General features: G+C 62.8%; 18 protein-coding genes and 3 tRNA genes. 6 read left to right on the top strand and 15 right to left on the bottom strand.

The window, feature by feature from the left end:
* Positions 1 to 92: 92 nt before the first annotated feature.
* Both tsf and rpsB read right to left on the bottom strand, forming a co-directional pair.
* Positions 93 to 929: a translation elongation factor Ts gene (gene tsf, locus AYX22_RS08015; protein ID WP_026541489.1), complete on the bottom strand. Its 837-nt coding sequence runs from the start codon at positions 927 to 929 to the stop codon at positions 93 to 95.
* Between the two features lie 120 nt (positions 930 to 1,049).
* Positions 1,050 to 1,922: a 30S ribosomal protein S2 gene (rpsB, locus tag AYX22_RS08010; RefSeq protein ID WP_207596960.1), complete on the bottom strand. Its 873-nt coding sequence runs from the start codon at positions 1,920 to 1,922 to the stop codon at positions 1,050 to 1,052.
* Positions 1,923 to 2,374: 452 nt separating this feature from the next.
* On the opposite strand from rpsB, the gene AYX22_RS08005 reads away from it, so the two are divergent.
* On the top strand, positions 2,375 to 2,839 hold the full coding sequence (locus AYX22_RS08005) for a M23 family metallopeptidase (protein ID WP_242703620.1): 465 nt from the start codon (positions 2,375 to 2,377) through the stop codon (positions 2,837 to 2,839).
* A 41-nt stretch (positions 2,840 to 2,880) separates the two neighbouring features.
* Here the strand turns inward: AYX22_RS08005 and AYX22_RS08000 are convergent, their stop codons facing one another.
* The 6 genes from AYX22_RS08000 to AYX22_RS07975 form a co-directional block, all read right to left on the bottom strand.
* Positions 2,881 to 4,071, bottom strand: a complete 1,191-nt coding sequence (locus tag AYX22_RS08000) for an acyl-CoA dehydrogenase family protein (protein ID WP_207596958.1) — start codon at positions 4,069 to 4,071, stop codon at positions 2,881 to 2,883.
* A gap of 134 nt (positions 4,072 to 4,205) precedes the next feature.
* Positions 4,206 to 4,279 (bottom strand) — tRNA-Ile (locus AYX22_RS07995).
* 83 nt (positions 4,280 to 4,362) lie between these two features.
* Positions 4,363 to 5,559 (bottom strand): glycosyltransferase, encoded by a 1,197-nt coding sequence (locus AYX22_RS07990; RefSeq protein WP_207596957.1) that lies wholly within the window; start codon positions 5,557 to 5,559, stop codon positions 4,363 to 4,365.
* A gap of 109 nt (positions 5,560 to 5,668) precedes the next feature.
* Complete coding sequence (locus tag AYX22_RS07985; RefSeq protein ID WP_207596956.1) at positions 5,669 to 6,574, bottom strand: DMT family transporter; 906 nt, start codon at positions 6,572 to 6,574, stop codon at positions 5,669 to 5,671.
* Entirely contained in the window at positions 6,574 to 7,197 is a 624-nt protein-coding gene (locus AYX22_RS07980; RefSeq protein WP_207596955.1) for a CDP-alcohol phosphatidyltransferase family protein, read from the bottom strand. The genes AYX22_RS07985 and AYX22_RS07980 overlap by 1 nt, the downstream gene beginning before the upstream one ends.
* 48 nt (positions 7,198 to 7,245) lie before the next feature.
* Positions 7,246 to 8,094: a phage holin family protein gene (locus AYX22_RS07975; protein ID WP_207596954.1), complete on the bottom strand. Its 849-nt coding sequence runs from the start codon at positions 8,092 to 8,094 to the stop codon at positions 7,246 to 7,248.
* Positions 8,095 to 8,269: 175 nt separating this feature from the next.
* Here AYX22_RS07975 and AYX22_RS07970 point away from each other — a divergent pair, with 175 nt between their 5' ends.
* From AYX22_RS07970 to AYX22_RS07950, 5 genes are all read left to right on the top strand, one after another.
* Complete coding sequence (locus tag AYX22_RS07970) at positions 8,270 to 9,499, top strand: multidrug effflux MFS transporter (protein ID WP_207596953.1); 1,230 nt, start codon at positions 8,270 to 8,272, stop codon at positions 9,497 to 9,499.
* Positions 9,500 to 9,522: 23 nt separating this feature from the next.
* Positions 9,523 to 9,702 carry a glycine zipper domain-containing protein gene (locus AYX22_RS07965; RefSeq protein WP_207596952.1) on the top strand — a complete coding sequence of 60 codons (180 nt, stop codon included), beginning with the start codon at positions 9,523 to 9,525 and terminating at the stop codon, positions 9,700 to 9,702.
* 125 nt (positions 9,703 to 9,827) lie between these two features.
* Positions 9,828 to 12,326 (top strand): phosphatidylglycerol lysyltransferase domain-containing protein, encoded by a 2,499-nt coding sequence (locus AYX22_RS07960; RefSeq protein WP_207596951.1) that lies wholly within the window; start codon positions 9,828 to 9,830, stop codon positions 12,324 to 12,326.
* Between the two features lie 22 nt (positions 12,327 to 12,348).
* Positions 12,349 to 13,632, top strand: a complete 1,284-nt coding sequence (locus tag AYX22_RS07955) for an alpha/beta hydrolase-fold protein (RefSeq protein WP_207596950.1) — start codon at positions 12,349 to 12,351, stop codon at positions 13,630 to 13,632.
* Between the two features lie 44 nt (positions 13,633 to 13,676).
* Complete coding sequence (locus tag AYX22_RS07950) at positions 13,677 to 14,084, top strand: hypothetical protein (protein WP_207596949.1); 408 nt, start codon at positions 13,677 to 13,679, stop codon at positions 14,082 to 14,084.
* 48 nt (positions 14,085 to 14,132) lie between these two features.
* Here AYX22_RS07950 and AYX22_RS07945 read toward each other — a convergent pair.
* The 7 genes from AYX22_RS07945 to AYX22_RS07915 form a co-directional block, all read right to left on the bottom strand.
* Positions 14,133 to 14,205, bottom strand: a tRNA-Asn gene (locus AYX22_RS07945).
* Positions 14,206 to 14,321: 116 nt separating this feature from the next.
* Positions 14,322 to 14,394: transfer RNA gene (locus AYX22_RS07940), tRNA-Asn, on the bottom strand.
* A gap of 53 nt (positions 14,395 to 14,447) precedes the next feature.
* Positions 14,448 to 16,337, bottom strand: a complete 1,890-nt coding sequence (gene dnaG / locus AYX22_RS07935; RefSeq protein ID WP_207596948.1) for a DNA primase — start codon at positions 16,335 to 16,337, stop codon at positions 14,448 to 14,450.
* A 59-nt stretch (positions 16,338 to 16,396) separates the two neighbouring features.
* Complete coding sequence (locus AYX22_RS07930) at positions 16,397 to 17,713, bottom strand: deoxyguanosinetriphosphate triphosphohydrolase (RefSeq protein WP_207596947.1); 1,317 nt, start codon at positions 17,711 to 17,713, stop codon at positions 16,397 to 16,399.
* Between the two features lie 64 nt (positions 17,714 to 17,777).
* On the bottom strand, positions 17,778 to 18,959 hold the full coding sequence (gene dusB, locus AYX22_RS07925) for a tRNA dihydrouridine synthase DusB (protein WP_014921229.1): 1,182 nt from the start codon (positions 18,957 to 18,959) through the stop codon (positions 17,778 to 17,780).
* Between the two features lie 122 nt (positions 18,960 to 19,081).
* On the bottom strand, positions 19,082 to 20,599 hold the full coding sequence (locus AYX22_RS07920; protein ID WP_207596946.1) for a YibE/F family protein: 1,518 nt from the start codon (positions 20,597 to 20,599) through the stop codon (positions 19,082 to 19,084).
* Between the two features lie 128 nt (positions 20,600 to 20,727).
* A complete protein-coding gene (locus AYX22_RS07915; protein ID WP_207596945.1) occupies positions 20,728 to 21,690 on the bottom strand; it encodes a GNAT family N-acetyltransferase in 963 nt (320 codons plus the stop codon).
* Between the last annotated feature and the right edge of the window lies 1 nt (position 21,691).

Raw genomic sequence — 21,691 nt, 5'->3', positions numbered from 1 at the left:
GATTATCGTGCTGTGGGTCCGCGCAGGTACTACCCGGACGGGTGCATGAAAAAGGGGCGGCCACCGAAGTGACCACCCCTTTTCATGAATTACTAGTTTCCTACGCGGAAACGGGTTACTGCGGTTGCCTTGACGCCGGCTTCTTCGAGGACCTGTGCAACGGTCTTCTTGGAATCCTTGGCGAATGCCTGGTCAACCAGAACTTCGCCCTTGTAGAAGCCCGTCACGCGGCCTTCAACGATCTTCGAAAGAGCAGCTTCGGGCTTACCTTCAGCCTTGGCGGTCTCTTCGGCGATACGGCGCTCGGACTCGACCAGTTCGGCCGGAACGTCGTCGCGGGTCAGGTAGTTCGGAGCCATGGCTGCAACGTGGACAGCGATGTCATGTGCGGCGGTGGCAGCGGCTTCGCCTTCACCGTCAACAGCGAACAGGACGCCGACCTGGGCCGGAAGGTCCTTGGAAGTCTTGTGCAGGTAAGCGTCAACCGTGGTTCCCTCAACGCGGGAGATACGACGGACGACAACCTTTTCGCCGAGGACAGCGCCCTCTTCGACAACAACCTCGGACAAGGGCTTGCCGTCAACCTCGGTAGCCAGCAGGGTCTCGAGATCGGCTGCGCCGGACTCGACTGCAACGTTGAGGACCTTGTCAGCCAGCTGGATGAACTTGTCAGCCTTGGCAACGAAGTCAGTCTCGCAGTTGACCTCGATCATTACGCCAACGCCGCCGTTGACCTTGGCAGCAACCAGGCCCTCAGCGGTCGAACGGCCTTCACGCTTGGTAGCGCCCTTGAGGCCCTTGATGCGGATGATCTCGATGGCCTTCTCGGCGTCACCGTTGGCTTCGTCAAGAGCCTTCTTGACGTCCATCATGCCGGCGCCGGTGCGCTCGCGCAGGGCCTTGATGTCAGCAGCAGTGTAGTTCGCCATGTGAACCCCTCTGTCTAGAATTTGTGTGTTTACGGACTGACAGGACGGCCGCCCACCATGTGAGCTGCCATCCTGTCAGTTGCCCCCGATGCTGTTTGCGGCATCAGGGAAGGTCCAGATTTACTTGGCTGCTTCGGCTTCGCCGGCTGCAGCTTCAGTTGCTTCGGGAGCTTCTGCTGCGGGAGCTTCTGCTGCCGGAGCCTCGGCTGCCGCTGCTTCTTCGGCCTTGCTGCCTTCGAGGAGCTCGCGCTCCCATTCAGCCAGCGGCTCTTCCGGAGCCTCGGTGGTGCCGGTTGCGCGCTGGTTGCGGGCGATGAGGCCCTCAGCGACAGCGTCGGCAACAACGCGGGTCAGCAGGTTGACGGAGCGGATGGCGTCGTCGTTACCCGGGATCGGGAAGTCAACTTCGTCGGGATCGCAGTTGGTGTCCAGGATGGCAACAACCGGGATGTTCAGCTTCTTGGCTTCGTCAACAGCAAGGTGTTCCTTCTTGGTGTCAACAACCCACAGAACCGAGGGAGCCTTGGTCAGGTTGCGGATACCACCGAGGTTGGATTCCAGCTTGGTGAGTTCGCGCTTGAGGAGCAGGAGCTCCTTCTTGGTGTAAGCCGAGCCTGCGACGTCGTCGAAGTTGATCTCTTCGAGTTCCTTCATGCGCTGGATGCGCTTGGCGACGGTCTGGAAGTTGGTGAGCATACCGCCCAACCAACGCTGGTTGACGTACGGCTGGCCAACACGGGTAGCCTGCTCGGCAATTGCTTCCTGAGCCTGCTTCTTGGTGCCGACGAACAGGACGGTGCCGCCGTGGGCGACAGTAGCCTTGACGAACTCGTAGGCGCGGTCGATGTAGGACAGCGACTGCTGGAGGTCAATGATGTAGATGCCGTTGCGCTCCGTGAAGATGAAGCGCTTCATCTTCGGGTTCCAACGACGGGTCTGGTGTCCAAAGTGGACGCCGCTGTCAAGCAGCTGGCGCATAGTTACGACGGGCATGCCGACGCTCCTTCCGGCAGGTCATTCATGAGAGAGCCCATGGGACTGCTCTTACCCTGCCAATAGTTGACGGTTGTTTAGCCTTTGCCCGGATGGGCGCGGCTCCTGGCATCCATTGCACTTCTCATCCGGAGTGAAGCCAAAGGCTTGTCCGGACCGCAAGAGGCACAATCTTCCGCAGCCTGAAGCCACGTGGCTTCGCTGGTGGAGGGCTGGATACGCGTAGTCAGCCTGGGACCCCCACATATCTGAATGAGACATGTTCCTGAACAAGCTTGAGGGCACAGCAAACTGCTCCACCAAGTGTACTACAGCAGCCCCACCTGTTTGACCGCGGCCGCAGCCCGTTGTCCACATACGAACGACCGGGGATCGACCCGCCGCGGGCTCCCCGGAAGGCTTGATCCATGACCCTTACGAAGTCCTTGACGACCCTCCTGGCTGCCGTGGCGATGAGCGCGGGCGGACTTGGCGCATCCGGGCCGGCCGCACCGGATCCTGCCTCCGCCCGGTGGAGCTGGCCGCTCTCCCCCAAACCTGACGTGCTTCGGATCTTCGATCCCCCGGACAAACCGTGGCTGAGCGGCCATCGGGGTGTGGATGTCGGACCAGCGTCCGACGGCGGAAAGGTCACCGCGCCGTCGGACGGCATGGTGACCTTTGCCGGCGTAGTGGTGGATCGACCGGTACTGACCCTCGACCACGGCGATGGCCTCAAAAGCAGCTTCGAACCCGTGACCAGCGAACTCAAAGCCGGCGACGTTGTCCGTAAGGGCCAGGTCATAGGGATCGTGGAACCCGGACATTGCGGCCTCAGTCCGTGCCTGCATTGGGGTGTTCGCCGGGGCGGGGACTATCTCAACCCGCTGAGCTTCGTAGCGGACCTGCGCCCGTCCATCCTGCTCCCGCTTTCCTGAGCCCCCACCCCGCCGGGACAGCACCCTGGTCAGCGGACCATCTAGACGATGGCCGAAACGCCCGTAATGGCCCGGCCGGTGACCAGCGTGTTGATCTCGTGCGTGCCCTCGTAAGAGTAAATGGCCTCGGCATCGGAGAAGATCTTGGCCATCCCGTAGTCCGTGACGATCCCGTTGCCACCCAGGATGCTGCGGCCCAGGGCGACACTTTCGCGCATGCGTGCGGTGGTGAACGCCTTGGCCAAGGCTGACTGCTCATCCTTGGCGACTCCTGCGTCTTCGAGTTGGGCCAGACGGACCATCATGCCCATGGAAGCAACGGTGTTCCCGAGGATCTGGACCAACTGGTTCTGCACCAACTGGAACGCGGCCAGCGGCCGTCCGAACTGCTGACGCTCCACGGCGTAGCTCCGGGCGACGTCGAAAGCTGCCATCTGAAGCCCCACCGCCTGCCACGCGACAGCCAAACGCGTGACCTTGAGGACCTTGTTGGTGTCCCGGAAGCTGTTGCCGTTGGCAAGTTTGAAGAAGTCCGGCACCACAACGTTATCCAGAACGATGTCCGCGTTCTGGACCGTACGAAGGGAGATCTTGTTCTCGATCTTGGTCGCGGAGAAGCCTGGCAGCGCGGTGTCCACCAAAAACGCCTTTACCTGGTTGTCGGCCACGTCCTTGGCATAGATCACTACCCAGTCGGAGAAAGTAGCGTTGCCGATCCACCGCTTGGCACCGTTGAGGATCCAGGTGTCGCCGTCGCGCTTTGCCGTGGTCCTGGTGCCGCCGGCAACATCGGAGCCACCCAACGGTTCAGTGAGGCCGAAAGCTCCGATCTTCTTGAGCGAATAGATATCCGGAAGCCAGGCATCCTTCTGCTCCTGGGAAGCGAGGGCTTCGATGGAGCCGGTGAACAAGCCGTCGTGGACACCCATGAAGGTAGCAATGGAAGCATCCGCCCGGGTCACCTCGGCATGGAGCATTCCGGCGAACAGATTGGAGTACCCCTGACGGCGGACAGGGCTGACAAGGTCCAGTTCGCCGAGCTTGGGAATGAGGTCCATGGGGAACTCCCCACGGTTCCAGCAATCCACGGCAATGGGCTTGACCTCACGGGCCAGGAATTCGCGGACCTCGGCCAGGCGGTCCTGCTCTTTGCCTGTCAGCATCTGCTCAAAGGCATAGAAGTCGCCGTCGGCATAAGGAAGGTTGGTGGCGTCGAATGCGGCGTTGGACATGTTCGCTCCTTCAAGGGTGGTCACCTGCGACCAAGACTAAGTTACTGATGAGTAACTTACCGCAACCAAGGGGGAACGCAAAAGAGCTGTGGCCGACAATCATGGATTGTCGGCCACAGCTCCTGCGTCAAATGTAGGGCTACTCGGACTTGAACCGAGGACCTTAGGATTATGAGTCCCGCGCTCTAACCAGCTGAGCTATAGCCCCGTGAAGCCCGGAAAACCCCCGCAAAGCGGCAGTTCCGGGCAAAGCACTCCAGCAATTCTAATAGGTGCCGGGGAGTGCTTTTGTCACACCACCTTGTCCTCGTAGGAAGCCCCACGGTAGAGGTCCTCGAACGTCTGGAGCGTGCCGTTGATACTGTGGGGCTCCACCATCTCGCGGCTCAACTTGCCCATGGCTTCCAGCTCATGCTTGGGAAGCTCCACCAGCTTGGTGATTTTGGCTGCCAGTTCATCGCTGTTGTTCGGCGTGAAGAGATAGCCGTTCTCACCATCACGGACCAGATGCGGCAAGGCCATGGCATTGGCCAACAGCACCGGAGTGGAAGCAGACATGGCTTCCAGGGTCACCAGCGACTGGAGCTCAGCTGTTCCGGGCATGCAGAAAATGTCGGCCTTGATGTAGGCCTCGCGCAAATCTTCGTCGCTGGCGAGTCCCAGGAACCTGACCCTGTCCCCCAGCCCCAGCTTTGCTACCTGCGCCTCAAGGGCGGGACGGACTTCGCCGCCCCCCACAATCTCCAGGTGGACATTCAACGCCGGGGACGTCTTGGCCACGGCATCGATCAGGACGTTCACATGCTTTTCTTCGGCAAGACGTCCGGCAAACAGCACCGTAGGGTGGGCGTGCGGCTCGATGGTCTCACCAGGCTGGAGTTCGTAAGCCGAGGAGTCAATGCCGTTGGAGAGCGGCAGGACCTTACGCAGGAACGCGTGTTGGTGCATGGCCTTGGCAGCGAGGGGCGTAGGCGTGGTGACCACATCGGCCTGGCTCATCACCTTGCCCATGTCCTTCCAGGAGATGCGGCCAACGATGTCCTTGAACCACTGGGGGAACGGCAGGAAGGGATTCAGGTTTTCCGGCATGAAGTGGTTGGTGGCAATAACACGGATGCCACGCTTAACGGCCTCGTACAGAACGTGCTCGCCAATCATGTAATGGCTTTGGATGTGGACGACATCCGGCTGGACTTTGTCGAACAGCAGGCTGATTTCCTTCTTGATCTCCCAAGGGAAGCAAATGCGGAAGTACTCATGGGTGAAAACGCCATGGGAACGGAGCCGGTGAACAGTGGCTTCGTCGCGGAACTCCGTGAAGCTCTTGCCCGTGTCCGGACGGCAGGCCAACACGTGGACGTTGTGTCCTCGTGCCGTCATTCCCTTGGCCAGGCGGTAGCCAAACTGCGCGGCACCGTTGACATGCGGCGGGTAAGTGTCCGCAGCAATCAGAAGAGTGAGGGGCTTGTTGGTGTCGGGAATGGTCACGTGGAGAACTCCTGATGTTCACGGTGCGGACAGCACTGCTTGTGGCAATACTGCGGTGTCGCCGGGTTGCCGGTCCGCGTGCAGCGGCGGCGCAAGGTACAGCTATGCCCTAGGCCTTCTTGGCGGCAGCCGCCTTTGCGTCCTTCTTGCGTTTGGTGACTTCCGGATGGTGCCGGCTCAGGGCAATAACTCCCACGATAGCAAGCGTTGCGGCCACAGCCATGGCGATAGCCATCACGGCGTGGACATCGGGACGAAGCTCACCGAGGATCACGATGCCGATGGCGATGCCCACCATCGGGTCAATAACGGTCAAACCGGCGATGACGAGGTCCGGTGGGCCGCCGGAGTAGGCACTTTGCACGAACCAGGATCCCAATCCCCCGGCGGCCACGATGGCTATGAGGGTGTACCACTGGACGTTGAGCAGGAACAACCCGTTGGGATCCAGCAGGTGCTTGCCGATGATGCGGGTCAGGACGGCAACAAAGCCGAACAGGACACCAGCACCCAGGATGTAGACGAAGGCACTCATGCGGTGTTTGAACAGCACGGCCAAAGTTCCGAAGATTCCCACGGCCAGAGCGAGAAGGAGAACAATGGTCAGCTCGTCCTCGCTGGTGACGTGATGGTTCTCCTGCGTGACGAAGACGGCCAGCAACACGAACAATGCCGAGCCCGTGACACATGCGCTGATGGCCACCACAGTTGCACGGTTAATGCTCAGACCCTGGTCCTTGGCATTGACCACCGTGGTGATCACCAGCGCAATGGCACCAATGGGCTGCACCACGGTGAGCGGTGCAGAAACCAGGGCGATGGCGTTCATCCCCATTCCGAGGGTAAGGAACAGCAGCCCGAGCATCCAGCGGGGATTCCGCAGCAGCCTCAGGAAACCGTTGGAGCTCAGCGCCAGGCCACCGGTGTCGGCTTTGACTGCGCTGCCCTGCCGTTGGGCGCCTATGGCGAGGAAGAAGGCACCAAGGACCGCAAGGAAAACCGCCAACCAGACCATCAGCCGTGTCCGCCGTCGTCGTTTTTCAGTTCTTTTCCCTTACGCAAGATGGCCCAGAAATAGTTGTAGGCCGCAATCCAGTGTCCCAGCAGCCCGAAGCCCAGAAACGTCCAGGCGGCAACGAAGTAGACCTCAGTGAACGGGATGGGCAATTTGGAGAGGACAAGCAACGGAGTGCCGAGCAGCAACAGCGCCGTGCGGATTTTCCCAATGACGCTCACTGGAAGGTCCGGGTGGCTGCGGAAGTAGATCAATGAAGCAATGGCCAGGATGGCGTCCGGAACCAGCAGCGCGGCCAGGTACCACCACTGCACGACGCCGGCAATCGCCAACGTGAAGGCAACGGCCAGCAGCGCGGCCCGATCGGCCATGGGATCCAGGATGCGGCCCAGCTTGGAGGTCTGGTCGAACCGCCTGGCGATGTAGCCATCAACCCAGTCGGTGCTGCCCATGATCACAAGTACCAGGACCGCGAAGCCGTACTCCTGCTCCGACAAAACGAGCCACACGAACAGCGGGACCCCCATGAAGCGGAGGACCGTGAGGATGTTGGGGACAGTGAAGATGAGGTCGTGGTCAACCTGCGGCCGGTCAGGGTTCGAACCAGCACCGATCAATTTCACGTGTGTCCCCCTTCCTCGTTGTCAATGTTTGGTGCTGCGGATTTCTGCCTACTTTTTCAGCAGCTTCCGCAGGGCAACAACGAAGACCACGGCAGCAGTGGCAAAAGCGGCCAGGTCCTTCCACCGGGCGGCGAGCCGTTCGGTGAGGCTTTCGGGGACGGCGTCTCCGAGGTCGGCAAACTTCGCCGCAGCGAACTCCCTACCCTCCTGGAACTTTCCGCCGGCACTGTTCAGCAGGGCCTGCCCCTGCTTCTTGACGTCCAACTGCTCGCCGAGCTCGTCGCGGACCCCCGTCAGGTGTTCGCGGCGCTTCTTCAGGCGCGAGCGAAGCTCCGCTTCCGTGGGTGCCTTGACGGCGTCCGCTTCCTTGGCGGCTTCCTTCGCAGCCTTCTCTGCCTTGGCCTTCTCCGCTGCAGCTTCCTTCTCGGCCTTGGCCGCCTTGGCAGCGGGCGAGTTGGGATCGAGGATGGACTCATCGAAGGCAGAGCCCTCTTTGGCAATTCCAAGATCGTGCTTGATGCCCCGGATGGTGTCCTCGGGCACCAGGGGCATGGCCTTCTTGAACTTGGCGATTCCAATCAGGGATGCAATGGCCACGATCACCAAGAAGAACGCTGCGACGATCAGCGCCGCGAGCCATCCCGGCATGATGGTTGCCAGCCCCAGAATGGCGGCAACAACGAGGGCGATCACCAACAGCGCAAGGAAGGCAAGGGCCACGCCAAAGAAGGCGCCGGCTATTCCAACCTGGGTGGCCTTGCGTTTGAGTTCCACCTTGGCCAAGGCAATTTCGTCGTTGATTTGCCGTGGGGCCAACCGTGCAACGAGCTTGAGGGTCTTCGGCAAAGTACGAATGGCAGGTCCTTGACTGGTCCGGCCGGTGTGACGTCCACTCATGGGTTCCGCCTAACTGCTTTCCTCTGGGCATCGTGTTGGGGCGAACGCGGACTGAAATCTCTCACCGCGGACACCTGTTCTCAAAGCTATCATTCAGGTTCCTGCTGAACTTTCGGGGCCACACTGCGGCGCGCCCGTCATACGCCCAATAAATATGATCCGGGCCATAGGATAGATGATCGTGACCTCTCCCATTGCTCCGGGCGACTCCCTGAGCCGACGCGAAAAACTTGTCTACATTCTCCTGCTGGGTGCACTGACTGCGCTGGGTCCCTTCACGATCGACCTTTACCTCCCGGCGTTCCCGGCGCTGGAGGAGAGTTTCGACGTTTCGGCTGCGGCCATCCAGCTCACCCTGACGGGAACCACCGTAGGCTTCGGGCTTGGCCAACTGGTGGTGGGTCCCTTCAGCGACAAAGTGGGGCGCCGGCTTCCGCTGATACTGGCCACCGCCCTCCACATCGGTTCCTCGTTCGGTGCAGCGCTGGCAACAGACATCGGGATGCTGTCCCTGTTCCGCGTCCTCATGGGCATCGGCGCCGCAGGCGGCGGTGTAGTGGCCATGGCCATGGTCAGGGACCTCTTCCACGGCTATTCCATGGTCCGCATGTTTTCGAGGATGTCACTGGTCAACGGCCTGGCTCCCATCCTTGCCCCCGTTATCGGATCCCAGTTGCTGTTGGTCTTCCCATGGCCCGGTATTTTCTACTTCCTGGCCGCCTACGGGCTGCTGGTGATCCTTGCCTCCATCTTCTTCATCCGGGAGACGCTGCCCGCAGCCCAGCGCGGCAAATCCACCATCACGGTGGGACAGCGCTACAAATCGGTCCTTACGGACCGGATCTTCGTGGGCATGGTGCTGGTGGGAAGCCTGAACTTCGGTGGTTTGTTCGCTTACCTTTCCGCGTCCACTTTCCTGTTCCAGGACGTCTACGGATTCTCGCCGCAGCAATACGGGCTCCTGTTCGGCATCAATTCGCTGGGCATTGTTGCGGGTGTACAGATCAGTTCACGCTTGATCAGGCGGGTGGCCCCGCAGTGGATTGTTGCCGGGGCAACATTGTTCATGCTCTTCGCTGCCCTCCTCATCGTGGTGCTTGACCTCTTGCACGCCGGCCTCTGGGGCATCCTCATTCCGTTGTGGTTCTATATCTGTGCCACCGGGTTCATGTTCCCCTGCGTCCAGGTCCTGTCACTCGCCAATCACGGCGCCCAGGCAGGCACCGCTGCGTCCCTCCTCGGGGCATCACAGTTCATGATGGCCGGAATTGTCCCGCCGGTAGTGGGTTGGCTGGGCGTCAGTTCCGCTGTTCCCATGGGCTCCGTCATGGCGGTGTGCATCACGGGGGCCATCGCCGCACTCTGGATTGTGGTCCGGCCCCGCACCGTGCCCTCCATCCATTAGGAAACCACCCGTAGGCTGACACCATGACCAGGAAACCGCACCGCAACGGCAGGGGCCTCTTTCTCGGCGCCCTGCTTGGCGCCACTGCCGGCGCGCTCATCGGCCGTGCCGCAGGAAGTGCCCTGTTCGGCGCGATTCTCGGTGCCGTGATTGGCGCCGCCATCCTTTACCGGGTGAACCCCGGCCCCTGGAAACGGGACTAGGCCCACCGAACCAAACGCGGCCCGCCGCCGTCGGGACTGTCCAACCTCTCCCCTTACAGCGTCCCGCAAGGCAGAATGGTGGCCAGCCGGGCTAACCGGTGCCGGACCGGTGAAGGGGACATCACATGAGCGCGGCTGGTGGATTGCGGGGCGGTATCCGCGGCTTGGCCACGGTGCGCCGGCTGCCCCTGGCACTGGGCCTGGCAGTACTGCTGTGGATCCTGGGGGCTGCGACAGGGAGCCTGTTGAATGGGCCCAGCGAGGCGTTGCTGGACCAAGTAGGTCTGGGATTGGCCGTGGAGCCAGGGCCATGGTGGTCGATTTTCACGTCGGCGTTCTTTGCTTCTTCCCTCTTGGACTACCTTGCCTGCACGGCCGCGATCCTGGTGGGCGTGGGCATCGCCGAGCGGGTCATGGGCCAGTGGCTCGCCCTCGTTGCCTTCATTGCGGGCTCAGCCCTCAGTGCCCTGGTTCTGGTGGCGCTGGTTGCTTTCGGGACCGACGCCAGCGACCAGTGGCTGAGTTTCCTGGGCGGCGAATACGTTGTGGGAGCCTACGGCGGCGCTGCCGCCACTTTGGGATGCGCGACGGCGGCACTTGACGCGCTGTGGCGACGGAGACTGCGGACGTGGTTGCTGGCCGCCACGCTGATGTTCGCCCTGTTCGTCGGCGTCGCCCAAACACTCCAGGCACTGGCTGGAGCGGTAATCGGCATACTGGCCGGCTGGGCCGTCCAGTCGCTGGTCCTCCGGCGCCGGGCAGGATCATTGCATTCTTCATCTCTCCGCGAGACGCGCTTCCTGGTGGGCACGGTGGTGGGTGTCTTCGCAGTAGGACCTTTGCTCACACAACTCACCGGCACGTGGGAAATCGGGCCACTCTCGGTCGTTTCCGAGGTGATGCTCCAGGCCAGTCCCGACGCCGACGAAGTCAAGGAAGCCTGTAACAACGACACCAATTGCGTCACGCTGCAAAGCATCGTGGGTGTTCAGAGCTTCGGCGCAGCCATTCTGACGCTGATTCCGGTCCTCCTGCTGCTGGTTTGCGCCGAGGGTCTCCGCCGTGGCCGCCGGCTCGCCTACCGCCTGACACTCGTGATCCAGGCGTACCTGGCAGCGGTGACGGTCCTGTCGATCATCCAGTACATCACTGATCCGGACGTCGCCCTGGGCGATGACGATTTCGGCTACCTCCTGCTTTATGCAGTCCCGGCGGTCCTAGCACCGGTGATCATCGTGGCCTTGCTGTTGGCCAACCGCCACAAGTTCCGGGTGGAGTCCAGCGACGCCGGATACCGGGTCCTGGGCAGGACCTCCCTGATCCTGGCCGTCGCCGCGATTGTTCTCTATGTGGCGTTCTGGTTTGTCGAAGGCAACCCGGGACGTTCCACGCTGTGGGACCTTGCGGGGCAGCTGACCCACATCCTGGTTCCTTTCCCTGTCCCCTTTGTGGTGGCCCTCCCCCAAGGCCTGTTGAGCACGGTGGTGTACGGGCTTGGCGGGGACATCATCTGGCTTTGCATCCTGGTACTGGTCCTGAACAACTTCCGACGGTTCAGGATGCTGGCCACCGATCCGGCCGCAGACCTCGGCCACACCCGCGAGTTGCTCCATGATGGTGGCGGCACCCTGTCCTGGATGGCGTTGTGGGACAACAACCAGTACTGGTTCACGCCGGACCGGAAGGCCGGCGTCGCCTATCAGGTGCACAACGGCGTGGCGTTGACGGTTGCGGGCCCCTTCGGGGCTGAAGAGCACCACGCGGATGCAGCCACGGGGTTCCTGAAGCACTGCGCCGGCCTGGGACTCATCCCATGCTTTTATTCGGCCACCGAAGAGCTCGACGCCCCTCTCGAACCACGGGGATTCCGCAAGCTGGAAGTGGCGGAAGAAACCCTTTTGAACGTCCAGGCCATGACCTTCAAGGGCAAGGAATGGCAGAACGTGCGCACCGCCCTGAACCGAGCAGAGAAGTTGTCCATCAAGGACCACTGGTATCCCTACCAGGGGATGCCGCCGGGAGTCAGGGCCCAACTTCCAGAGATCTCCGAGGAGTGGGTCGCGGACAAAGCCCTGCCGGAAATGGGATTCACCCTGGGAGGCCTCAATGAGCTGAAAGATCCCGAAGTCCTCTGTTGCGTGGCCGTGGACGATGAGGGCTTGGTCCATGGAGTCACGAGTTGGTTGCCCGTGTTCCGCAACGGCGTCATCTCGGGATGGACTTTGGATTTCATGCGAAGACGCACCACCGGGTTCAAGGGCGTCATGGAATTCCTGATCGCCTCGGCCGTGACCCACTTCAAGGAAGAAGTCCCGCAAATCTCGCTGTCCGGCTCGCCCTTGGCCAACGCCGGGGCTGACGGCGCCGAAGGGGACCGAAGCTCCCTGGACCGCGTCCTGGCGCTGCTCGGCAATGCCCTGGAGCCGATGTACGGATTCAAGTCCCTGGCAGCCTTCAAGTCACGGTTCCAGCCCGAGCACCGGACCCTGTACATGTACTACCAGGACCCCTTGGCCTTGCCATCCATTGGTATCGCTGTTGGTTCTGCCTACCTGCCGGGCCTCTCCCCCGCGCAGAGTGCCGGCCTCCTGCGGCAAATGGTCGCCAGGGAGCCCGCAGCATGAGGGGCAGGCGGTGTTCCCAGCCATGGACGACCTCCTGAAACTTGAGATCAGCGGCCCTGTAGTCATGACCATTGCCGGGGCGATCGGCGTCGTGTTCTTTCTGGTGCTTTTCCTCAGGCCGTCAGCCCGGTGGGCGCTGACCGCGATCATTGCCATTGTTTCCGCTGCCCTGCTGGGGTGGCTGACGGTGTGGATCATCGAGGACGTCATGGACGTCTTCCATGTTGGCCTGACTCCCCGCGTATGGTTCTGGGCCATCTCCTGCTTCGCCGCGCTGGGACTGTCGGTGGTCAGCTTCCGCCACAGCCGTGCTTGGCGGAAAGTGGTGGCTGCAGTCTCCATCCCCGTTTTTGTCCTCGTCGCGGGGCTGGGCATCAACACCGAGTTCGGGCTGAACAAGACCTTGGGCTCGGCCCTGGGGATTTCCACCGAAGGCGCCATCCAGTTGAACAAGCCCAACCCGGACGCCTCCATACCGGCAGGACCACTGTGGCAAAGCTGGAAACCCCCGGCCACCATGCCATCCAAGGGCAAGGTGGGCACCCAGGTGATACCGCCGACGGCCTCCGGATTTGAGGCCAGGCCCGCCGGCATCTACCTGCCTCCCGCGGCCCTGACGGACAATCCTCCCCGGCTTCCCCTGTTCGTCCTCATGATGGGCCAACCAGGCCTACCCGACCCCCAGTACGTCTCGGCGGCACTGGATGACTTCGCGGCGAAGAACAACGGCCTGGCGCCGATTGCGATCGTGGCTGACCAGATCGGCCCGGATGAGAACGACACCCTCTGTTTGGACACCACCAAGTACGGCAACGTAGAGAAGTACATCAATGAGGACGTAGTGAACTGGGCCAAAGCCAACCTCACCATCCTCCCGGACCGGGAGCATTGGACCATCGCCGGTTACTCCAACGGCGGCCAGTGCGCCATCTCCTTCGCCGTTAAGTACCCGAAAATGTGGGGCAACGTGGTGGACATCTCCGGCGAAGAGTTCCCGGGAGCCGAGGACCCCGCAGGCAACCTCGCAACCATCTTCGGCGGCAACCAGGCCGACTACGACGCCCAGAAGCCCATCAACATCATGAAGGGCAAGCAGTTCCCTGATACGACAGCCGTCTTCACTGTCGGATCCGACGACGTGACGTATGTAGCCGCGGCGAAAGCTGTCTCCGCCGCTGCACAGGCGGCGGGCATGACGGTGACCTATTACGAGGTCCCCAACGGCGGCCACGTGGGACTGGCCCTCAATGCGGGCCTGGCCAAAGGCTTCGAGGTGCTGTATCCCCGGCTGGGGCTCTCCCGCTAGGGCTCCCCCTGTTGCAGGCCCCGAACCGGCGATAAAGTTGGGGTGTGCCACATGGGCAAGAGCTGCAGCCGCTTCCGGCACCGTGGCAGCGTCGGGATGAACGCATCCTGCCGCTGTGGTGGGACCGTCTGTGCTCGGTGACCAGCCCGCAGTCGGCCGCCCTTTACGCCGCGGGCCTCTTCACGGATGACCGCCGCCGGCCCATCGCCCAGTGGTACAACCCCCAGGCCGACGCCGCCCTGCTGGTTGCGCCGGAGACTTCCCCTGAGTGGCCGGTCCAGCGATTCGGAATCTTCTATGCCCCGCCCGGTGGCGGATTCACCCGCGTCTATTCAGCCCCGCACGAGTGGCATCCGCGCGAACCCAGGACCCCGCCCACTGAGCAGGATTCGTTCCTTGCAGCTGTTGCCGAGGCCGCCCGGTTCCTGCAAGTGGAGATGGATTTCGTCTAGGAAAAGACGAACCCCGCACCGGCGTGACGCCGATGCGGGGTTCTTATGCTCCTCCGACTGGACTTGAACCAGTAACCCTTCGATTAACAGTCGAATGCTCTGCCAATTGAGCTACGGAGGAATGAAGCGGTTATGACTTTAGCAAAGGTTCTACCGGAATGCGAAATCGACTCCGGATACCCCTGAGGGGTATAAAAATACCCCCGCTCCGAAAGCTCGGAACGGGGGTATTGTGCGCTCCTCCGACTGGACTTGAACCAGTAACCCTTCGATTAACAGTCGAATGCTCTGCCAATTGAGCTACGGAGGAATGAAGCGGTTACTAGCTTAACAGGGGCCCGCCGGAAAACGAAATCGAGGTTCTCACCCGTCCGATCGCAAGGATCGGCGCTCCATTTCCAACACCATCAACTCACGGTTCAGCCGCTGGAATTCTTCCGGATTGGCTCCCGCATCCAGGCGTTGCAGCTGGCCCATCTTGTCTGCCTTGATACGGGTGATCTGCAGCTCGAAGAGGCGGGCCAGGATATCGCGGCAGTACCGCTGCATGGCCTCCGGTGTACTGGCGGGCAAGGGTGTCACTGCCAACTCGGACACCAAGGGCCGCAAAGGCTCGGGAACTTCCTGGCGGACCTGCTCCACCCACGCCACCGGATCAGCCGAGTGGGCAAGTCCGGCAGCCCGCACGGCCGTGTGGACCGCCGCATACGCAGGGGTGGCGAAGTGCGAGGCCTCGAAACGCTCCCAGGCGCCCCCGCCCAACACCCCCGGCTCCTGGAGGACAACTTCCAATGCCTGGCGTTCCATACCCGCAATGGGGTCCCTGGGATCGGGCCGTTGGAAGACAGGACTGCCCGACGGCGGGGCTGCGGCGGCCGATTGCCCGCCCGGACCGGCCGGAGCTGACGCATTGCCACCGGATGCGGCGCGCTTGGCGGCCGCCCCAACGTAGCTGCTGACTTCCTCGATAGGCATACCCAGCCAGCCGGCCAGGTTGCGCGTGTAGCCGGGCCTCGTGGCGGAGTCCCTGATTTGCGCCACCACTGGGGCGGCCTCGCGCAGTGCCGCCACACGGCCTTCCACCGTGTCCAGGTTGTGCCGGCGAAGCGTGGCCCGGATGGCGAACTCAAAGAGGGGCTTTCGGGTACCGATGAGGTCGCGCACCGCGGCGTCGCCCTTGAGCTGGCGAAGATCGCAAGGATCCGCGCCGGAGGGCTCCACGGCGACGTACGTCTGGGCAGTGAAGCGCTGGTCTTCCTCGAAGGCCCTCAGGGCGGCTTTCTGTCCTGCGGCGTCGCCGTCGAAGGTGAAGATGACCTCACCGCCGCTGCCGTCGTCCGAAAGCAGCCGCCGGGCCACCTTGATGTGTTCGGTGCCGAACGCAGTACCGCAGGTGGCCACCGCCGTCGTGACTCCTGCCAGATGGCAGGCCATGACGTCCGTGTACCCTTCCACCACCACCAGTTGCCGTTCCTTGGCGATGTTCCGCTTGGCGATGTCGATCCCGTAGAGGACCTGTGACTTTTTGTAGAGCGTGGTCTCCGGAGTGTTCAGGTACTTGGGGCCTTGATCGTCCTCGTAGAGCTTGCGGGCGCCGAATCCGATCGTGTCCCCGGCGATGTCGCGGATGGGCCAGATGAGCCTCCCCCGGAAGCGGTCATAGATGCCCCGGTTTCCTTCGGAGAACATCCCGGTGAGTTTCAATTCAGCATCCGTGAACCCGCGCCCGCGGAGGTGCTTGAGCAACGAGTCCCAGCCTTGGGGGGCATAGCCCACGCCAAAATGCTCGGCAGCGGCGCGGTCGAAGCCGCGTCCATCGAGGAAGTTGCGCCCTTCGGCCGCGCCGGGGGTCAGCAGCTGGGCGCGGAAGAACTCGTCGGCGATCTTGTGAGCGTCCAGCAGGCGCTGGCGCTTTCCCACTTCCTCGCGGCTGGGCCCGGTGCCGCCGTCCTCGTAACGCAGCTCGTAGCCGATCCTGGCGGCCAGCTTCTCAACAGCTTCGTGGAAGGAGCTGTGGTCCATCTTCTGGACGAAGGAGATGGCATCCCCGTCCTCCCCGCAGCCGAAGCAGTGGTACCTGCCCACTTGCGGGCGAACAGTGAAGGAGGGCGAGCGTTCGTCGTGGAAGGGGCACAAGCCCTTGAAGCTGCCCAGCCCGGCGCCCTTGAGGGTGACGTAACCGTCAACGACTTCCTTGATATCCGTGCGCTGGCGTACTTCGTCGATATCTTCACGTTTGATCAGGCCAGCCACGTCACCATCCTAGTCGCTTGCCCCCAATGACCCCGCCGTTAACGTCTGCGGCTCCGGAGTTACCAGAGGGATGGAAGACTGCCCACGAGGCGTTCGTACACGGCCAGCGCGGAGACATCCGTCAGCGAAGCGACCTGGTCGATCACTACGCGCAACCGGGCACCGTCGTCGGCGGCGTCACGCCAGTCCGCGGCGAACATTGGCTCCAGATGGCGGTCGCCGGAGGCGTTCAAAACACCCACGAGCGCGTGCAGCACTTCGCGCTGGCGTTCGTAAACGGGCTGGCGGTGGTCGGTGGAGATGACAAACGTGGTGGCCAGACCCTTGAGCACCGCGATTTCGGTAACGGTGTCCTCAGGAACCATGAGCTCTGCGTCATAGCGGGTCAGGTTGGCCGGGCCAAAGTGCGCCCGCGTGGTTTCCATGGCGCTTTGGCAGAACCGGCCGATCAACTGGCTGGTCATATCCTTCAGGGCAGCCATCGATTTACGGCTGCCATCCGCCTCGCGGACCCAGACCTCGGTGGCTTCCAGCCGAGCCAGGGCGGCGTCGATTTCGGCGGGGTCGTTGTGCGGCAGGTACCACTGTTTGGTGTAACCCACCACGCGCGCCCGATGGTCCGGGTTGTCCATCCATTTGAGCTGGAAATGACCCGCTACGATCGCGTCCTCGACGTCGTGGACCGAGTAGGAAATGTCGTCCGCCAGGTCCATCACCTGGGCCTCGATGCAGGACCGGTTCCCGGGGGCACCCTCGCGCAGCCATTCAAAGACCGGAAGATCGTCCTCGTAGGCGCCGAACTTGCTGGTGCGGTGGCCATGGATGACGGGAGCGTCGACGGCGGACCACGGGTATTTGGACGCAGCATCGAGACTGGCGCGGGTCAGGTTGAGCCCTGCCGGCCGTCCGTCCTCGGCGAGCACTTTGGGTTCGAGCCGGGTCAGCAGGCGCAGTGTTTGGGCGTTGCCTTCGAATCCACCAATGGTGTGCGCCACTTCATTCAGCGCGGACTCGCCGTTGTGGCCGAAGGGCGGGTGGCCGAGGTCGTGGCTCAGGCATGCGGTGTCCACCACGTCCGGATCGCAGCCAAGGGAACGTCCCAGTTCACGGCCCACCTGGGCCACTTCCAAGCTGTGGGTCAGCCTGGTCCGGACAAAGTCATCAGTGTCCGGGGCAACAACCTGTGTTTTTGCACCGAGCCTGCGCAGGGCCGAAGAGTGCAGGACCCTGGCGCGGTCCCGTTCAAAATCGGAGCGATAGTTGCTCTTGCGCGGCTCTTCAACCCACCGCGCGGAATCTGCCTCGGCGTAACCGGGGATGGCCAGCACAAAATCGTGGGCCGTCCCGTCGTGGCCAAGTATCGCTTCGGTTCCCATGGGTATCTGCCTCCTTCAAGCGCCGGGGTGTGGAGCTTCTTGAGTCAGTCTTACACGTGTGAGGCTAGCCGCCCGAAACGTCCAGCTCCGCAGCCGAGATATCCGCGCTCTGTTCAGCGTTCAGCTGACGGCTCACCAGCCAGTCTTTCGGCAAGGCCGGCTTCTTGGGCGAGCCGGCGCGGCCCCGGGGACCTTCTGAATCGACACCCGGGTAGGGCGAGTCCATGTCCAGTTCATCGAGGTATTCGCGCAGCACCTCGAGGGTGGGGACCGTAGCCAGTTTGGCGCGGAGCTCGCCGCCCACCACGTAGCCCTTGAAGTACCAGGCCATGTGCTTGCGGATTTCGCGAAGCGCCTTGTATTCGTCGTTGCCGAAGGTCTCCACCATGAGCTCGGCGTGCCGGTAAACCCCCTCAGCCACTTCCCGGAGTCCGGGGCGGTGCCGCTGGTCACTGCCTTCGAAAGCTGCCTGCAGGTCCCCGAACAACCACGGACGGCCCTGGCAACCGCGGCCAACCACGACGCCGTCCACACCCGTTTCCCGCACCATGCGGACCGCATCCTCAGCGGACCAGATGTCGCCGTTGCCCAACACGGGGATATCCGGAAGCGCTTCGCGAAGACGTGCGATGGCGGACCAGTCGGCCTGCCCGGAGTAGAACTGGGCGGCCGTGCGTCCATGAAGGGCGACGGCGGCCACGCCTGCGTCGCGGGCGATGCGGCCCGCGTCGAGGTACGTCAAATGGTCTTCGTCGATACCCTTGCGCATCTTAATGGTCAGCGGGATTCCGCCCTTGGACGCTTCCTTGACCGCCGTCTGCACGATGGACGTAAAGAGATCGATCTTCCACGGGAGCGCCGAGCCGCCACCGCGCCGGGTGACCTTGGGTACGGGGCAGCCGAAGTTCAGGTCGATGTGATCCGCACGGTCTTCTTCCACGAGCATTCGAACCGCGGCACCCACCGTCACCGGATCCACACCGTAGAGCTGCACGGAACGGACTTTCTCGTCCTCATCGTGGGAGATGATGCGCAACGATTCCGGCGTCCGTTCCACCAGGGCACGGGAAGTGACCATCTCGGCCACGTACATGCCGCCGCCGTATTCACGGCAGAGCCTGCGGAAGGCCGAGTTGGTGATGCCCGCCATGGGGGCAAGGATCACCGGGGTGTCCACGGTGATCCCGCCGAGCTTCAAGGGCGGGAGCTCGAGCTTTGGTGCGGGGGGCGTTGCTACTACAGTCACCTATCCATTGTTGCAAAGCGAGGCAAATCGGCCGGAATCCCGCCACATAGTTGGGCAATACACCGTGTTCGCCAATCTCCGCGCAGTCCAGCGGGCGGAGCAAAGACCGGCACGATCACGCGCTACCTTGTTTCGTCCCTGCCATGCCGCTCCGCTTCCCGCTGGGCGCGGCGGCTCCCTGGACGCGCCGGACGGCCGGAAGCGCCCTGGCCCGTACCGGCGTCGTGCGCTTCCTGCGTCTTTTGCTTGTCGTGGGGGGCCGAACCCACGACGGCGGCGGCTGCTGCCAGCGCACCGGTATCGTTCAGCTCGTCGGCAGTCACTGACGGCCCACCAGCGGCGGCGAGGCGCTTCATACCGGTGGCCTTGACCACCAGGACAGCGATCAGTGTGGTGACGGGGATCGCGAGGACCAGGCCGATGGATCCCACCAGGGTCCGGATGACTTCCTCGGACAGCTCGGCGCTGGTCAGGGCTTCGGCCAGCGGGCGGTCGTACAGCATCACGATGATGAGGATCGGCAGGGCGGCGCCCGCATAGGCAAAAGCGATGGTGTACACCGTGGAGGCGATATGGTCCCGACCGATCCTCATGGCCGAGGTGAACAGTTTCCGGGCCGTGGTGTTGGGCGCCAGTTCATACAATTCCCACACGGCAGATGACTGGGTGATGGTGACGTCGTTGAGCACGCCAAGGCCGGAAATGATGAGGCCGCAGAGGATGATCCCGGAGATGGAGATCTGGGGTGACATGTTCACCAAAGTGGAGGCATCGTGGTTTCCCACACCCGCCAGGTTGGCGGCGTCCGTAGCCCAGGCCGCCAACAGCGCGGTAATGCTGAGCCCAAAAATGGTGCCCAGCAATGCCGTGGATGTTCGCGCCGAGAATCCGTGCGCGAAGTACAGGACCCCGATCATGATCACCGTGGACCCCACCAACGCCAAAAGCAGCGGTGGCTTGCCTTCCACCAGACCCGGCAGGATGAAGCTCACCAGGACGAAATAGGCGCCCACCAAGCCAAGCAGCGCCCGGAAACCACGCCAGCGTGCCACAGCTATGACCACCGCTGCGTACAAGACGGCCAGGAGGGCGATGGGAATGCTGCGGACGAAGTCGACGAAGACGAAGGCCGGAGCGCCGCTGCCCGCGTTGGCGCCTTGGACTGCTGAAAGGTTCAGGTACCTGATGGAATCCCCCACGTCCACACCGTGGGACATTGCCACATCAGGGTTGATGACCACCTTGACCACGTCCCCGCCCTTGTCCGGCTCCGTGAAGGCGAAGGTGCACTGGGAACCGCCGGCCTGCCCACCCTGGTTGGAGTCGGGTTGGCCAGTGCTGGGCTGTCCCGTGTTGGGCTGTCCCGTGTCAGTTTGGCCCGTTTGCGTGCAGCTTTCCACCACGACGCTCTGGATCCGCCCGGTATCGAAGGTAACACCCGGGGCAGCCTGGTAGGGGCTCGAGAATGTGATTCCCTCCCGGCTTCCGGAAGGCCACATGACCATCATGGCCACGAGCGTCAGGACGCCCAGCGGAACCAGTATGGCCGCCAGAATCCAGTTGGCCCTCTTTCGCGAGGCAAGGGCCTGCGGTGTTGGCTCGGAACTTTCAGAATGTCCGTGGGAGTGACCGTGGCCCATCAGCAGCAAAACCTCATGCCCTTAACCCTACGCGGGACCAGGCCCACTGCAGAGTTCAGCCATAAAGCACAAGATCCCGTGCCGCCCGCAGAATGCAGGCAGCACGGGATCCAGCCGATCAACACTGCTCAGTCGCTGACGATCAACGTATCCGCGCCGCGCACATGGGCCTTGCCCGATCCCAGCAGTGGCTCCAGAACCGTCCGAAGGGCCGTCATGGATTCGTCCACTTCCAGCAGTACCGGGTGCTGGTAAGCGATGAGCGCCAAGAGATCACGTACCGCCGCGGCTGCGTCGTCGGCTGACAGCTGGGGGTCATGCCCCAGGAAGACATCCGACGGTTCGTCCGGGTTGCCCTGGGCGTAGCTGATGGCGAAGGCCTGGATTTTGCCCTTGCGGGTTGCTGGAACGCCTTGGCCAAAGGCACTGGCTTTGGGCGCGCGCAGCACGATCGCGCCATGGGCTCCGGTCAGGTCATGCAGGAACAACCGCTGCACTGTGGCGATGCTGAGCTCCCCGGGGCTGTCCCATTGGTGGACGTGCGAGTAGTACTTGCCCACAACGTCACTCAACTCAACCGAACCTGTCGCCAGGTCCTCCACTCGCTCGGACGCGGCTTCCTCGGAACCGTCACCGAACCGCGGCAAGGACAGGGGCTCCGGCTCCACCACCACCAGTTGCGACCGCTGGATGGGCGCAAGTCCCGCTGCCGCGGCGAACGCCGCACCGGCTGTGTCCGGCTCCACCTTGCTGCGCAGCTTGGAAACGCCCGACGGCGAATTCCCGGCTTCGCGGCGAAGCATGGTCAGCAGGGTGGCGCCCACACCTTCACGCCTGTGGTCCCTGGCAACCTCGATATACGCCCAGAGCCGTTCGGGGTGCAGGGATGCCTCGTGAACCACGCCGGCGGCCACAGGGATCCGTACCCCGTCCACCACGTCTTCGGCCACGATGCAGCGGCGCCAAGGGTGGTTGCTGGACGGCGCCAGGGCCGCACGGAACTGCTCAGCGGGAAGGGTCTCCGGGCCGCCCCAGATTTCCAGGAGGGCGAGGTCGTCGCCCTCCTTCCATTCGCGATACTCCAGAGCCATG

Origin of the sequence: Arthrobacter sp. D5-1 (assembly GCF_017357425.1) — a bacterium.
In the GTDB taxonomy this organism is placed as follows: Bacteria; Actinomycetota; Actinomycetes; order Actinomycetales; family Micrococcaceae; genus Arthrobacter.
This window is presented reverse-complemented; position numbering and strand designations above follow the sequence as displayed.